This window comes from Petrotoga sp. 8T1HF07.NaAc.6.1 (assembly GCF_016772115.1).
GTDB lineage: Bacteria > Thermotogota > Thermotogae > Petrotogales > Petrotogaceae > Petrotoga > Petrotoga mobilis.
In genome coordinates this window covers 67,476-83,896 of record NZ_AUPG01000004.1, presented here as the reverse complement: position 1 = coordinate 83,896, position 16,421 = coordinate 67,476, and the positions used below count along the sequence as shown (strand labels likewise).

Below are 16,421 nucleotides of genomic sequence, written 5' to 3'. Positions count from 1 at the left end.
TATTTACCCATAATTAGAAATAATGAAACATTTTTCAATTTAATCTAATTTTTGAAAACAATATCTTAGAGATTTTACTTTTACAGGAGGGAAAAAAATTTATGACAAAAGAGGAACTATTGGAACAGATAGAAAGTCAAGGAATAAAGTTTATTAGACTCCAGATTACAGATATCAACGGTGCATTAAAAAACGTAGAAATTCCATCTACTGAATTGGAATCTTCTTTGACAAACGGGACTATGTTTGATGGTTCATCAATTGAGGGACTAGTGAGAATCAACGAATCGGATATGTTACTTAAACCTGACCTAGATACATTTACAGTTTTACCATGGACAGTCGAAAGAGAAAAAGTTGGTAGATTTATTTGCGACATTTATGCTTCAGATGGGAAGCATTTCCAAGGTGACCCCAGATATGTGTTGAAGAAAGTCATGAATGAGATGAAAGAGTACGGTTATACCCCATATGCCGGTCCGGAACCAGAATTTTTTATTCTCCCAAGAGATGAGGAAACCAGGCAGCCAGTGTTATCTCCTCTTGATAAGGGAGGCTATTTTGATTTACTTCCGATAGATTTAGGGGAAAGGGTCAGAAAAAACATGGTGGAAACTCTACAAAGTATGGGTATTAGAGTGGAGGCTGCTCACCACGAAGTAGCCAATTCTCAGCACGAGATTGATTTCAGGTACGACAACGCCTTAAGAACCGCTGACAATATTCAAACTTTTAAATTGGTTGTAAGGACGATAGCCCTATTGAACGGGCTGTGGGCAACGTTTATGCCTAAGCCATTTTTTGGTATGAACGGTTCAGGGATGCATACCCACTTGAGTATCTTTAAAGACGGAAAAAATATATTTTACGATCCAAACGGTACTTATCAGTTAAGTAATGAGCTTAGATGGTTTATTGGTGGTGTTTTTAAACATATTGATTCGATAACCGTTTTGGCAAATCCTACGATAAACTCATATAAAAGGTTAGTTCCGGGATACGAAGCCCCTGTTAACATCGCGTGGTCAGTATCAAACAGAAGTGCTTTAGTAAGAATACCGATGTCAAGAGGTGAAGGAACTAGATTAGAACTGAGATCTCCAGATCCAACGGCAAATCCTTATTTACTGCTAGCAAGTGTGTTTTCAGCTGGTTTAGAAGGTATAAAAAACAAGATCGAACCTCCTCAACCCGTTGATGGAAACATTTACGAAATGGACCATAGAGAAAAGAACGAAAAAAATATTAGATATTTACCGGGTTCACTCCAAGAATCCTTGGAAGCTTTGAAAAATGATGAACTTATGAAAGAAGTCTTGGGAGAACATATATTTGAAAAATTTGTAGAATTAAAAGAAAAAGAGATTGAAGAGTTCAGGATAGCGGTAACTGATTGGGAGATTAGTAGGTACATAAACCAATTTTGATAAACCTTTAATATCTATATTATTATTATTATTTTCTTTTTTGTGTATAAACCGGGGTTTTAAAAAGCATTGTACAGAAACACACTGTATTGGGACAGTCTCCAATATAGGAGGGAGGGTTAAAATGAATAAAGGACTTTACGATCCAAAATTTGAGCATGATGCTTGTGGAGTTGGATTAGTTGCAAGTACAAAAGGAATAAAGTCACACGAAATAGTTGACCAATCGTTAACCGTTTTAAAAAATATGGCTCATCGTGGTGCACGAGGCAGAGGAGAAAATGATGGGGACGGTGCAGGGTTACTGCTGCAGCTTCCCCATGATTTTTTATTAAACGTATCAAAACACTTAGGATTCATTCTCCCAAATCAAAGTGAATATGCCGTGGGTATGATTTTCTGCCCACGAGATAAAACTCTTACAAATATCTTCAAACAACAATTCGAAAAAATAGTTAACAATCAAGGACAAAAGGTGATAGGTTGGAGAGATGTACCTATCAATAAAGCATTTGTTGGTCCAACTGCGTTAAAAAGTATGCCATCTTTTCTCCAAGTTTTTATCGCTAAAAATCCTACCTTGAAATCTGGAATAGAATTTGAAAGAAAATTGTACCTAATTAGGAAAAAAAGTGAGAAAGAGATAAAAATACCCCACACAGATGAAGATAAAAACTTTTATATAGCCAGTCTATCTTCTAAAACAATTGTCTATAAAGGGATGTTAACAGCGGAACAATTAAAGTACTTTTTCCCAGACTTGACCGATCCTCTTTTCAAATCTGCATTTTCTATTGTACACTCCAGATTCAGTACGAACACATTTCCCAGTTGGGAAAGGGCTCACCCCTATAGGTATATGGTTCACAATGGAGAGATCAACACTATAATTGGTAACGTTAATTGGATGAAGGCAAGGCAATCCAAGGTAAGTACTGATATCTTTGGAGAAAACATCAACGATATTTTCCCCATAATCGATGAGGATGGTAGTGATTCAGCAATGTTTGATAACAATTTAGAATTCCTTTATTTGTCTGGTAGATCGCTACCTCATTCGATAATGATGATGATACCAGAACCTTGGGAAAACAATCAAACTATGGATGCAGAAAAGAAAGCATTTTATGAATTTCACAGTTGTTTGATGGAACCTTGGGATGGCCCTGCGGCCATTATCTTTACCGATGGTACCAAAGTAGGAGCTACATTGGACAGAAACGGATTAAGACCACTAAGATACTACATAACGGATGATGAATTGATTCTTGCTTCAGAAGCTGGGGTCCTTGAAATACCTCCTCAAAAGATTTTAAGTAAGGGAAGGATTACCCCAGGGAATATATTGTTGCTGGATATTGACAAAGGTCGAATTCTAAATAACGAAGAGATAAAACGATCTATAGTTTCAGAAAAGCCCTATTTCTCATGGGTGCAAGAGAACATCGTGAATCTTGAAGATCTTCCTGAGCATCCAAAAAGGGGAAATACAGAAATTGATAATTTATCTTTAACTACAAAACAAAAATGTTTTGGTTACACATTTGAAGACATTGAAATGATCATAGAACCTATGGTTATGGATGCTTCCGACCCTGTTGGAGCGATGGGGGATGACACACCTTTAGCCGTTTTATCTGAACGTCCAAAGTTGTTGTACGAATATTTCAAACAGCTTTTCGCTCAAGTAACCAATCCTCCAATAGATGCGATAAGAGAAAAAATAGTCACCTCTACCCATCTTTACATAGGTTCTGAAGGTAATCTTATTGATCCATCATCCATCAGTTGTAGGCAAATTAAGATCAAAAACCCTATTCTTACCAACGATGAAATGGAAAAGATAAAAAATATTGACTTAGAAGGTTTTAAAGCCATCACTTTACCCATCTTATACAAGGTAAAAGATGGAGAAGACGGGCTAAAAACGGCAATTGCAAACCTCTTTCAAAAAGCAGATTCTGCCATAAACGATGGTGCTAACATATTGATATTGACAGATAAAGGGGTTAACCAAGATTATGCGCCAATTCCAGCTTTACTGGCGGTATCGGGTATGCATCACCATTTGGTTAGGAAAGAAAATAGAACAGATATTGGAATAATTTTGGAATCAGCGGAACCAAGAGAAGTACATCATTTTTGTACACTCATAAGTTATGGTGCTTCTGCTATCAATCCATATCTCACCTATGAAAGTATTGAAAGTTTAGTTAATAAAGGCTACATTAAAGGTTTGAAATATGAAGAAGCCGTTCAAAGATATAGAGATGCATCTTTGAAAGGTATTCAAAAAGTGTTATCAAAACTTGGGATATCAACCCTTCAAGGCTATCAAGGTGCTCAAACCTTCGAAATAGTAGGGATAAAAAAGTCCTTTGTAGATCAATTTTTTACAGGAACCACTTCACAAATAGAAGGAATAGGCCTAAAAGAAATAGCTCAAGAAGTTTCTAAACGCCATTCAAATGCATTTGATCAGGTTAATAAAGAATCGATGCTTGATTCAGAAGGCCTTATAAAATGGAGGGCAAAAGGTGAATATCACTTGTATAACCCTGAATCCATATATTATTTACAAAATGCCGTTAAAAACAACGATTATGAACTTTTGAAAAAGTTTTCACAATCTATAGTCGACGAAGATGCAAAATTATATAGTTTGAGAAGCCTTTTTGAGTTCAATTTCCATAAAACGAAAGCAATTCCCATTGACGAAGTAGAACCTGTCGAATCAATTGTTAAAAGGTTCAAAACAGGAGCTATGTCTTTTGGCTCAATAAGTCAAGAAGCCCACGAGGCCATAGCAATAGCTATGAATCGAATAGGTGCAAAGAGTAACACAGGTGAAGGTGGGGAGGATTCAAACCGTTTTATAAAAGAACGAAATGGGGATTCGAAGAATAGTTCGATAAAGCAGGTGGCTTCTGGAAGATTTGGAGTCACGATCAACTATTTAAACAAAGCTCAAGAGATCCAAATAAAGATAGCCCAAGGTGCAAAACCCGGGGAAGGTGGAGAATTACCTGGGAACAAGGTCTATCCATGGGTGGCAAAGGTAAGGAACTCTATTCCAGGAGTTACTCTCATTTCACCCCCTCCACACCACGATATCTACTCGATAGAAGATTTAGCAGAATTGATATACGACCTAAAAAACGCTAATAGAAACGCTCGAATAAACGTAAAATTGGTTTCAAAATCTGGTGTAGGTACCATAGCAGCGGGCGTAGCAAAAGCCGGAGCAGATGTAATATTGATAAGCGGTTTTGATGGAGGTACAGGTGCTTCACCACGTACTAGTATAAGACACGCAGGTTTGCCATGGGAGTTAGGATTGGCTGAAACTCATCAAACCTTGGTGATGAACAAGTTGAGAGACAGGGTCACTTTGGAAACGGATGGTAAGTTACTAACTGGAAAAGACATAGTGATTGCAGCGCTTTTGGGCGCAGAAGAGTTCGGGTTTGCCACAATTGTGTTAGTTGCATTAGGTTGTGTAATGATGAGAGTTTGCAATTTGGATACATGTCCTGTGGGAATTGCGACACAAAACCCTGAACTGAGAAAAAATTTCAAAGGCGATCCTCAATACGTTGTCAATCTCATGTACTTTCTCGCATCTGAAGTAAGGGAATATATGGGCAAGTTAGGATTCAGAACGGTTAGTGAAATGGTTGGACGTGTTGATAAATTAAAACAGAAAGAAATGAAAAATCATTGGAAGGCACATAGTATTGATCTTTCAAAATTATTACACAAACCAGAAATAAAAAATTACTCATTCAGTCAATATCCTAAACCAATAAACAACGGTTTATCAGATACCTTGGACATAACTAAATTACTACCCATTTGCCAGAATGCATTAGAAAATGGTGAAAAGATTGAAGCCACTTTAGATATAAAAAATGTGAATAGAACCGTTGGAACAATTTTGGGAAGTGAAATAATTAAAAGATATGGTGAGGAAGGTTTGCCTGAAGATACAATAAAAATAAATTTCAAAGGATCAGCTGGCCAAAGTTTTGGAGCCTTCATACCCAAGGGGGAAACGTTGATATTAGAAGGCGATTCAAACGATTACATAGCGAAAGGTTTATCGGGCGGAAAAATTATAGTATACCCCCCTAAGAATTCTCGATTCAATGCAGAAGAAAATGTAATTGTTGGTAACGTTGCATTGTATGGAGCAACAAGCGGTGAAATATACATCAGCGGTTTAGTGGGTGAACGTTTTGCGGTCAGAAACAGTGGGGCTACGGCTGTTGTCGAAGGTGTTGGTGAACATGGTTGTGAATATATGACAGGTGGGAAGGTTGTTATACTCGGTAAAACGGGTAGAAACTTTGCTGCAGGAATGTCAGGTGGAATAGCCTACGTATATGACAAAGACAATAGCTTTGAATCTAAATGTAATAAAGATACAGTCTTGTTGGAAAAAGTTGAAGATGAGAACGAAGAGAGCGAAATAAAAGAACTGATAAAAAAGCATTACGAATACACTAGTAGTAATGTGGCTAAAAACATTTTAGTCAATTGGGAAAAGGCTAAGGAAAGATTCGTTAAGGTTATACCAAAAGATTACAAGAGAATGATGGATATTGTAAATAGAATGCATATTGAAGGGATTACTGGCGAAGAAGCTCTTATGAAGGCATTTGAAGAAAATTACAAGCAACAATCTTTGGTTCAAACGCATTGAACATTCAAAATTTGTAAAGGAGGTCACTGTATGGGCGACCCTCAAGGATTTCTAAAGTATGAAAGAAAAGGCCCTGAAGAAAGGTCCCCAAAAATAAGAATAAATGATTGGGAAGAATTGTATATAGAAATGGAAAAAGATGAACTCCGAATGCAAGCAGCAAGATGTATGAACTGTGGCACGCCGTTTTGTCACTATGGCATATTGATAAATAATATGGTTTCGGGGTGCCCTTTGAATAATTTGATTCCAGAATGGAACGATTTAGTATACAGAAACCTTTGGAGAGAAGCTTATGAAAGGTTGATCGAAACAAACAGTTTCCCAGAATTCACGGGGAGGGTCTGTCCGGCTCCATGCGAAAAAGCTTGCGTAAATAATTTGGTAAAGGATCCAGTTTCCATTAAAAGTATTGAATATTATATTATAGAAGAAGCGTTCAAAAATGGTTGGGTAGAAGGGAATAAGCCATCTTACTCCACTGGTAAAAAGGTAGCTGTGGTAGGTTCTGGCCCGTCAGGGTTATCATGTGCGTGGGAATTAAACAGATATGGTCATGAAGTTACCGTTTTTGAAAAGAATGATTACCCTGGGGGTTTATTGACTTACGGCATACCAAATATGAAATTGGACAAAAAGATTGTAAAAAGGCGTATAGAAATAATGGAAAAATCTGGCATACAATTCAAAACTAATATAAACATTGGTAAAGATTATCCAGCTCAAAAGCTGAAAGAAGAGTTTGATTCTATTGTATTATGTGGAGGTACCGCTAAAGCGAGGGATCTAAATGTAGAAGGAAGAAACCTAAAAGGGATATACTTTGCCACAGAATTTTTGAAGAGTGCGAACGAGAGAATACTGTCTCAACTTTTAAAAAGTGAAAAAGATATTGAGGAGATCTCTGCCAGGGGTAAGAACGTTATCGTAATCGGGGGAGGAGATACAGGAACGGATTGTGTGGGAGTTAGTTTAAGACAGGGTTGTAAAAGTGTCATACAGTTTGAAATTATGGACAAACCTCCACTTTTAAGGAGACAAAACAATCCTTGGCCAGAATGGCCTAAAGTTTTATCTGTTGATTATGCTCAGGAAGAATATGCAGAACTATTCGGTAAAGATCCGAGATTGTATAACATTTCAACTAAAAGATTTGTTGGAGATGCAAAAGGTAACGTTAAAGAGGTCCATACCGTTGAAGTAGAATGGGAACAGGATAAAACAGGGAAATTGTTTCCAAAAGAAATCGATGGATCAGAAAAGGTATGGAAAGCAGATTTAGTTCTTTTAGCCTTGGGATTCTTAGGCCCCGAAAAGTATTTAATTGAGCAGTTAAATGTAGAAACAGATAAAAGATCAAACGTTAAAACGGAAGAAGGAAAATATTCGACAAATGTAGAAGGGATTTTTTCAGCTGGAGATATGAGAAGAGGACAAAGTTTGGTAGTATGGGCAATAAATGAAGGGAAACAAGCAGCAAAAGAGTGTAATGAATATTTAATTTCTTCCAATAATAACAATAATAAACAGCGTCGGCTCAAAACGCTGTAGTATTGTTGTTATAAAGCCGACGCAGAAAAATCAATGCGTCGGTTTTTTTATTTTGTAATGGGAGGTGAAAAAAGTCTACGTTAAGTACCATATTCTGGGGTTTGTAAAAAATCAAAAAAAGGAGTGTGAGGGTATTATGAAGAGAGTTTGGAAGAGTTTGTTTATGTTGTCCGTTGCCTTTATTGTTCCAACCGTCTTACTTGCAGATAGTTTTACTATGGAGGACGTGGTACGCTCCATCGATACTATGTGGACTTTACTCGCAGCGTTTTTAGTGTTTTTTATGCAAGCTGGATTTGCACTAGTGGAAGCAGGGTTTACAAGATCAAAGAACACGGTAAACATCATCATGAAAAATTTTACGGACTTTTTAGTCGGCTCAATACTTTACTGGCTAATAGGATTTACTCTTATGTTTGGGCTTGGGAATGGTTTCATAGGATGGCAAGGAAGTTTTGATTATCTGGGGTTAAACATTCCGCTTAATGCCTTTTTAATATTCCAGACGGTATTTGCTGCAACCTCTGCAACTATAGTATCCGGAGCAATGGCGGAAAGGACTAAATTCACAGGTTATCTGATTTACAGTATTTTCATCAGTGCATTTATCTATCCCATAGTTGGTCATTGGATATGGGGTGGAGGTTGGTTATCAGATATGGTCGATTTCGCAGGTTCCACAGTTGTCCATTCCGTAGGTGGCTGGGCAGCACTGATGGGAACAATGGTTTTAGGGCCAAGAACCGGCAAATACAGGCCAGATGGAACGCCAAACAAGATACCAGGACATAGCTTAGTTTTAGCTGCTTTAGGTGTTTTCATCTTATGGTTTGGATGGTTTGGTTTTAACCCGGGAAGTACTATTTCGGGTTTGAATCTCAAAATCGCTGATATAGCGATGACTACAAATTTAGCTGCTGCATCAGGAGGATTGGGGGCATTGACGATAGGCTGGATTATTTACAAGAAACCGGACGTCAACGCTACCCTAAATGGTGTTTTGGCTGGATTGGTGGGGATCACTGCCGGTTGTGCCAGTGTTACAAACGTTGGAGCTGCTATCATAGGAGCTTTATCCGGTAGTTTAGTTGTTTTAGCGATAGAATTTTTCGACAAAATACATATCGATGATCCCGTTGGAGCAATCTCTGTGCACGGAGTTGGCGGAGCGTTCGGTACATTAATGGTTGGAATATTTGCCGTGGACGGTGGATTACTCTATGGTGGAGGATTAAATCTGTTTTTGACTCAGCTAAAAGGGGTGCTAGCTGTTGCAGGTTGGACCGTTGTAACTACCTACATCCTTTTTAAAAGTATCGATTTAACAATAGGTTTAAGGATTGATTCTACTAGTGAAATAGAGGGCTTAGATTTTGCAGAGCATGGATCTGTCAGTTATCCTGATTTAACTCCACTTAAAGGGCGAAGCGTGAGAGTAAAAATTGATGAGGAAGGTGAATAATATGGGATACAAGAAAATTGAATGTTTTATCAGGCCAGAAAAATTTGAGGAAGTCATCGTAGGATTAGAAAAAGTTGGTATTGAGGGTATTAATGTTGATAAAATCTATGGATATGGTAGTCAAAAAGGGGAAGAAAAAGAGGTGGAAGATTACAAACAGAAAAAAGAATATGAAGTAAAATTCAAGGAAAAGATCAAATTAGAAATAGTAACTGACGAAAACAAAGTTGAAAAAATTATAGAAACTATCAAAGCACATGCACAAACAGGTAAGGTAGGTGATGGAAAGATTTATATTACACCAGTAGAAAAAAGTATAAAAATACGAATCAATTAACTAAAAATGCGCCCTTTGGGCGCATTTGTTTCGTTTTGAGAATCAATGCGGATTATTATTCATCAATGAAATTTTTGAATATTTTTTAAATTATTTATCAGATCTTGAATAATATGTGGATTGCAGTAAAGAGCGTTCGGCTGGAAAATATCCACATTTTTTCCGTCGAGATCTACAATTTCCCCGCCGGATTCTTTTAATATTAGATGCCCTGCTGCTACATCCCATGGATGAGATCTTATAGATATGAAGGCATCCAAAAAACCCGACGCCACATAAGCGATCTGCAAGGCTGCGGTACCAAACAATCTAATCCTCATAACTTTTTCTTCCAAGGCTTTAAAATATTTGTATGTTTTCCCTCTCTCATTTCCAAGGGAGATCATAGCATCTTCAAAATTTTTAGCCCAATGTGGTCGCAATATTTTATCGTTTAAATAAGCGCCATTGTTTTTTGTGGCGGAGTAAAAAAGGTTCATGAAAGGCGAATAGATAATACCTATCGTTGGCTCTTTGTTTTCAACATAGGCTACCGAGATACAATGCTCCGGCAACCCCCTTGAAAAATTAACCGTTCCGTCTATAGGGTCTATAACCCAATATTCATTTTTTTCGGGAGTTTTGGTTAATCCTGATTCTTCTGCCAAAAAGGATGAATTTGGGAAACTTTTATTTATCTCTTCTATTAGATATTCCTGTATTTGATAATCTACATCGGTTACAAGATCGGTTCGAGATTTTTTTGAATTAACATGGAAATTCTCGGTGCTCCACATTTTTAATTTTTCTCCCGCATCGTGGACTATTCTTTTTATTTCAATGAAATCATTTTTTGTCAATTAATTTTCCTCCTAAAGCGTTTTGATTATCTTTAGAAACTTTATATGTAGCGCCCTTTCGGGGCGCTTTTAACTTATTTTCCAAAAATATTCATAGGGTTGCAAAGTGATATTATCTAATGATTTGCTTTCAGCGGTTAAGTTGTTATAAATAATAATCTGCCTATTTTGATTACTTCTTGTAACCTTAAATACACCATCGATATTCTCATAGATTGGTTTTTCTGAAAATAGATCTTCGTTTTCCTTTTTTAAATCAAGCATCTTTTTTATTCCATGAAAAATCTTATAACTATCGCTGTCAGTGTTGTTAAGAGCTTCTTTTCTTTTCTCTTCATCGAAAGGTCCTCTGTTGAAAAATCTTGAATCTTTATGGCTTATCTTTTCAGTCATTTTCCTATAGAATTCTTCATTGTTCTCCATTCCTATTTCATCACCATAATAATTTATTGGTGTTCCGTCCAAAGAAAACAAAATTGAATAAGCTAAAAGCACTTTTTTGTAATCCTTACCCATTTGGTTGTACAATCTTCCCGCGATCCCTTCTCCTTCTCTAAAATTCCATCTTTCATCGAGCAGATAATATTTCAACATCTTCACCCTTTCTTCTGGATCGACGAATTCTAAGGTTAATTCATCGTGGCACCTTAGAAAAACGAACCATTGACAATTTTCTGGAATGGGTGGAGTAACTCTTTCAGAAAGAGTATCTATTATATAATTTGGTTTTCCTTCAGCAATAGCCAGAAAAATTTTTGGCATAACTGGAAAATGGTATGCAACCTGGCATTCGTCGGAATTACCAAAATAAGCAACAACATCTTTAGGAGGCTGATTAGCTTCTGCTATCAATGCTGTTCCTTCTTTTAGGTAATCTAAAGCTGCCCGGAATATTTTTAAAATCCAATGAGTTTGAATTAAATTTTCGCAGTTAGTGCCTTCTTCTTTCCATAAAAACGGTGCTGCATCCATTCTAAAACCATCGACACCGTGTTCTTTCCAAAAAGTGAAAACTTTTATCATCTCTATCAACACATCAGGATTTTTGTAATTTAAATCCGGTTGAATTTCGTAAAATCTATGAAAGTAATAATCTTTAGTTTCAGGGTTGTAGGTCCAGTTGCTGTTTACCATTCCTTTAAAAAGCAGTCGGGCTTGGGAGTATTTTTTATCGGTGTCGTTCCATATGTAATAATCCCTATACTTAGAATCTTTTGATCTTTTTGCCTCTTGAAACCATGGATGTTCATCAGAAGTATGATTTATTGCGACATCAAAAAGAATTTTTATACCTTTTTCGTGGGCAAGATCGATGAATTCAAAAAAACTTTCGTTTCCACCTAATTCATCTCTAACTTTATAAAAATCAGAAATATCGAACCCTTGGTCCTTCATTGGAGACTGTAAAATAGGAAGAAGCCATAAGATAGTTACACCTAAATTACTCAAATAATCTAATTTTTCTTTCATTTTGTCAAAATTACCAGCGAAAAGATCAACGTAAGTTGAATAGACCAAACCTTTCTTGTACCAAAATTTATCTTTTGGCGCATAGGTAAAAGAATCTTTTTTTGATTTTAAAAAGTCTAAGAGAATTTCCAATTTTTGGTTGTCAGAATACAATTTGTTCCAAAGTTCAGTTATTATCTCTATTTTATCGTCTATTATTTTCACCCCCAAGATAATTAACTATTATTTTGGTATCTGTATATTGCTATAATCGCCAATCACTAATTTCAGAGAATATGGTTTTCTTTCTGTAGAATAAATCTTTGAATTTTCTCCTATAATAGATGATTCTATCCTTATATACACATTTGAAATATTTGCATAACTTAAGATTATACTGTTTTCAATCTCTGAAGAGTTTACATAAGCACTATCGCCGATGCTGGTGTAAGGTCCTATGTAGGCATTACTTATGGTAACGTCTTCCCCAATTATTACAGGTCCTCTGACGATAGAGTTCATTATCTTAGTGTTTTTCCCGATATGTACCATTCCTTGAACGGAAGAATCTGATCTTACTTCTCCTTCTATTTTTTGTTCTTTTAAGGTACTGAGAATCGTTCTATTTGCCTCGATTAAATCTTCAGGTTTTCCGGTATCTTTCCACCAACCCTCTACTATATGGGCTCCGACGTTGTTTGAATTATCTATTAACCATTGAATGGCATCGGTTATTTCAAGTTCCCCTCTCCACGAAGGTTGAATATTTTCAATTGCCTCAAAAACCTTTGGGGTAAATATATAAACCCCAATTATTGCAAGATTCGATGGAGCATCTTTTGGTTTTTCAACAACTTTTGTCACTTTCGAATCTTCCATCACTGCTATTCCAAATTGTGAAGGATTATCGACAGAAGTCAATAGTATAAAAGATTCATAATTTCCTTGCTTAAACTGGTCTATAAAATTCTTAAGATCAAAATTTATCAGGTTATCCCCTAGATACATTATAAAGTCATCGTTGTCAAGGAATTCTTTTGAAACCTTTACCGCATGAGCCAAACCTTTTGGATGTTCTTGTATAATATATGATAATCTTACACCTAACTGACTACCGTCTCCCAAGACGTTTTTAAAATCTTCTATATTTTCTGAATTTACTACCAAACCGATCTCTGTAACCCCTGCGTCTCTTATTTTTTCTAAGCTGTACATGATGGTTGGTTTGTTAGCTATTGGTATCAATGGTTTAGCGTTTGTGAAGGTGAGTGGTCGAAGTCTTGTCCCTTTTCCTGCACAGAGTATTAATGCTTTCATAGTTTTTTGCCTCCTTGTATGATGGTTGTAGTTGTTAGCGCCTCTTAGCTGATCTCTGATATATTTGAATCTGGTATGTAATCTTTTATTATCTCAATAACACTGTTGTAATCGTTATTTTTTATCATAATATTTATTCGCTCTATCAATTCATTTAGTTTTTCTTCGTTTATTTCTTGATTGTTAGATTTTGAAATAAAGATTCTTCTGTTTCTAGTTTTTTCGTAATCTTCATCTTCTAAAAATATTTCTTCGTATAATTTCTCACCAGGCCTGATTCCTGTATAAACTATTTTTATATCTTGATCAGGAATGTACCCCGAAAGTCTGATCAAATCCCTGGCTAATCGATCAATATTTACAGGCTCTCCCATTTCTAAAACGAATATTTCAGCCTTTTGAGCAAACTGTCCACATTGTAATACTAAAGAGACAGCCTCCGGAATAGTCATGAAATACCTTTTCATATTGGGATGTGTGACCGTCACGGGACCACCCTTTTGTATCTGTTCTTTGAAAATTGGAATTACACTCCCTCTACTTCCTAAAACGTTGCCGAACCTCACTATTCCATACTTTGTTTGATAAAAATTAGACAATGTCTTTACTATAATTTCTCCAAGTCTCTTTGAAGCACCCATTATAGATGTTGGTTTAATAGCTTTGTCGGTAGAAATAAATACAAATCTTTCTACATTATATTCTCCAGAAAGTTTTGCCACAGTGTAAGTTCCAATTGTGTTGACCCTGAAGGCTTCTGTTGGATTTTTTTGCATGAGAGGTACATGTTTATGAGCAGCGGCATGAAAAACAACATCAAATTTATATTTTGAAAACAAATATCTCATTCTGTTTTCATCGGATACATCTGCGATAATTTCTTCTATAAACGCATCTGAGAACTTGTCTCTCAATTCATTTGATATTTCAAAAATACTGTTTTCACCTTTTCCAAGTAAGAAAAGAGCTTTAGGCCCCATTGGTAAAACCTGTCTACATATTTCAGAGCCTATACTTCCCCCTGCACCAGTAACGAGTATTTTTTTGCCTTTTATGTAATCTTTGATCTCTTTTAAATCAACGCTAACTTCCTTTCTACCTAATAAATCGGAAATATCAACCTCTCGTAGAAAACCAAGCGAAAGCTTGTTATCTAAAATTTCCAAGATTCCAGGCAAAGTTTTTAGCCTAACCTTTGTTGTATCAACATAATCTATGATTTTTTTTATCTGATCTGATGAAGCGCTGGGAATAGCTATTATAACCTCTTCAACGTTGTATTTTTCAACAAAATCCATAACTTGGTTTATCTTCCCCAGTACAGGATAGCCTCGAATGTTTCTTCCTATCTTTTCTGGATCATCATCCAAAAACCCTACAACTGATCCCTCTTCTGGATGCCTCTCGTATTCTCCCAACAATTCTGTCCCCGCATCGCCTGCGCCGATTATAAGGATATTTTTAATTCCGTTTAGTCGCTTTTTATAATTTCGAGAATGCCTTGAAAACCAATATATTCTACTAGCTGAAACAAAGACAACTCCAACCACCGATGCAGTCGCAGCCACACTGAAAGGAAGAGTGAAAGTATCGCTTATATATCTTCTTACAAACTCAAAAACAAAAAAGTTGATAAGAAAACCTATGAAACCACTGTTGAATACAGGTCTTAATTCGTTGAGAGTGGCAAATCTCCAAATGTACCTATATATTCCAGAGTAATAAAAAACAATTACCATAATCAAAGGAAAGAAAAATATTGGGGAGATGTACTTTCTCATCTCTACAAAGTCAAATTGAAACCTTATGAACATTGCAACAATGTAAGCAAGGAAAAACAAAATATAGTCAATTATCATCAATCTAAAAGATCTTTTAGACAAATGTTTCATCTTTCATCTCCGTTAAGCTATCTGTTATTTTTTGATATACGTAATTCTGTTCTTCAAGACTGATATTGGAGAAAAATGGGATCGCAAAAGTTAAAGATGAGATTAGCTCTGTAACAGGGTAATCTCCTTCTTCATATCCAAACATTTTTCTATAAAAAGGTTGCAAGTGAACAGGGTAAAAGTAATTTTTGGATTCAACACCTTTTTCACCCAATTTTTTTAAGAAGGTTTGTAAGATATTTCTAATTTTATTTACCAATTCTTTCCATTCTTTTCGATTCTGTTCCCCTTCAATTTTCATAGGTAAGTCAAACTTTCTAACCCATGTAGGTATATCAATTAACTCTGATACCCAATCTAAGTTCAATCTCAAAACGAAGACAAACCAACTCTGAGAAGTAACTTCTCGAGGAATAAAAGGTAGAACTACTCTTTCTTCACCTTTGAACAACTCAAAATAATTCATCGCTTTCTCTTTTCTTTTAGAACTTATTTCTTCGATTCGTTTCATTTGAGCAAAACCGAGTGCCGCAGACATTTCATCCATTCGATAATTGTATCCGAGCCTTTCACTTACTAACCATTCACCACTCTTGCCTCTACCTTGGTTACACATGGACTTACATAAGTCAAATATTTCTTCGTCATCAGTAACTATAATCCCACCTTCACCGGTGGTTATCTGTTTATTTGGATAAAAGGCATATGTACCAGCTTTTCCAAAAGTTCCTAATTTACGCCCTTTATATTCTCCACCTAATGCTTCGCATGAATCTTCGATTATTTTAATTTTATCTGGAAGAATCTTAAGTATCTCATCCCATTCCAAGGGGACTCCAAAAATATCCACACCCATAAAAGTGGTAACGTCGTCATCGTAATCTTTGTCTATGAACTCTTTTAAATTTTTAACGGATAAGTTGTAAGTATGAGGATCTATATCAACAAAGACAGGTACTCCCTTCTCAAACAAAGCCACGTTGGCTGAAGAAATAAAAGTGAAAGGCGTTACGATCATCTTTTGATTTTGTTGAAAATCTAAAGCCCTTAAAACCAAATGTAAGGCTGATGTCCCACTGTTCACAGCCAGAGCGTATTTCGTACCAGCATATTCTTTTATTATTTTTTGGAACTTTTCTAAATAAGGGCCCAAAGCAAGTCTTTCAGAATTCAAAACATCCATAACGGTTCTTTTCTCTAAGTCGGTAATATCTGTACCTGATAATGGGACAAACATAGCTGGTATTTCACCTCCAAGCATTAAGGGGGTTCCCCCTTAAGATCCTATAAAAATATTCTATAATTCTTTATATAGCGCCCCTTCGCCCCGCAGCCCGCCCACAATTGGACTTAAGGGGTATCCCCCTTAAAAACCCCAAAACCTAGTTTTATTTAAAAAAAATTTTTTGCACAAAGCTGCACGAGGGCTTTGCCCCTTAAGA

10 protein-coding genes are annotated in these 16,421 nt (G+C 36.2%); 5 read left to right on the top strand and 5 right to left on the bottom strand.

Annotation, left to right across the window (positions count from 1 at the left end):
• Window positions 1-101: 101 nt before the first annotated feature.
• The 5 genes from glnA (at window position 102) to NAAC61_RS03900 (ending at window position 9,482) form a co-directional block, all read left to right on the top strand.
• Window positions 102-1,427, top strand: a complete 1,326-nt coding sequence (gene glnA, locus NAAC61_RS03920) for a type I glutamate--ammonia ligase (RefSeq protein WP_121514290.1) — start codon at window positions 102-104, stop codon at window positions 1,425-1,427.
• Window positions 1,428-1,551: 124 nt separating this feature from the next.
• Window positions 1,552-6,132 (top strand): glutamate synthase large subunit, encoded by a 4,581-nt coding sequence (gene gltB / locus NAAC61_RS03915; RefSeq protein ID WP_202695341.1) that lies wholly within the window; start codon window positions 1,552-1,554, stop codon window positions 6,130-6,132.
• A 30-nt stretch (window positions 6,133-6,162) separates the two neighbouring features.
• Window positions 6,163-7,683, top strand: coding sequence for a glutamate synthase subunit beta (locus NAAC61_RS03910; protein ID WP_202695340.1), 1,521 nt, complete (start codon window positions 6,163-6,165; stop codon window positions 7,681-7,683).
• Between the two features lie 136 nt (window positions 7,684-7,819).
• On the top strand, window positions 7,820-9,145 hold the full coding sequence (locus tag NAAC61_RS03905; protein ID WP_202695339.1) for an ammonium transporter: 1,326 nt from the start codon (window positions 7,820-7,822) through the stop codon (window positions 9,143-9,145).
• Between the two features lies 1 nt (window position 9,146).
• Entirely contained in the window at window positions 9,147-9,482 is a 336-nt protein-coding gene (locus NAAC61_RS03900; protein ID WP_202695338.1) for a P-II family nitrogen regulator, read from the top strand.
• 62 nt (window positions 9,483-9,544) lie between these two features.
• Here the strand turns inward: NAAC61_RS03900 and NAAC61_RS03895 are convergent, their stop codons facing one another.
• The 5 genes from NAAC61_RS03895 to NAAC61_RS03875 form a co-directional block, all read right to left on the bottom strand.
• Window positions 9,545-10,321 carry an inositol monophosphatase family protein gene (locus NAAC61_RS03895; RefSeq protein ID WP_202695337.1) on the bottom strand — a complete coding sequence of 259 codons (777 nt, stop codon included), beginning with the start codon at window positions 10,319-10,321 and terminating at the stop codon, window positions 9,545-9,547.
• Between the two features lie 69 nt (window positions 10,322-10,390).
• A complete protein-coding gene (locus NAAC61_RS03890) occupies window positions 10,391-11,995 on the bottom strand; it encodes an alpha-amylase family glycosyl hydrolase (RefSeq protein ID WP_202695336.1) in 1,605 nt (534 codons plus the stop codon).
• Between the two features lie 18 nt (window positions 11,996-12,013).
• On the bottom strand, window positions 12,014-13,087 hold the full coding sequence (locus NAAC61_RS03885) for a glucose-1-phosphate thymidylyltransferase (RefSeq protein ID WP_202695335.1): 1,074 nt from the start codon (window positions 13,085-13,087) through the stop codon (window positions 12,014-12,016).
• Between the two features lie 44 nt (window positions 13,088-13,131).
• Window positions 13,132-14,979: a polysaccharide biosynthesis protein gene (locus tag NAAC61_RS03880; protein ID WP_202695334.1), complete on the bottom strand. Its 1,848-nt coding sequence runs from the start codon at window positions 14,977-14,979 to the stop codon at window positions 13,132-13,134.
• Window positions 14,963-16,216 carry a DegT/DnrJ/EryC1/StrS aminotransferase family protein gene (locus NAAC61_RS03875; protein WP_202695367.1) on the bottom strand — a complete coding sequence of 418 codons (1,254 nt, stop codon included), beginning with the start codon at window positions 16,214-16,216 and terminating at the stop codon, window positions 14,963-14,965. Before NAAC61_RS03875 ends, NAAC61_RS03880 begins: the two co-directional genes overlap by 17 nt.
• Window positions 16,217-16,421: the final 205 nt, after the last annotated feature.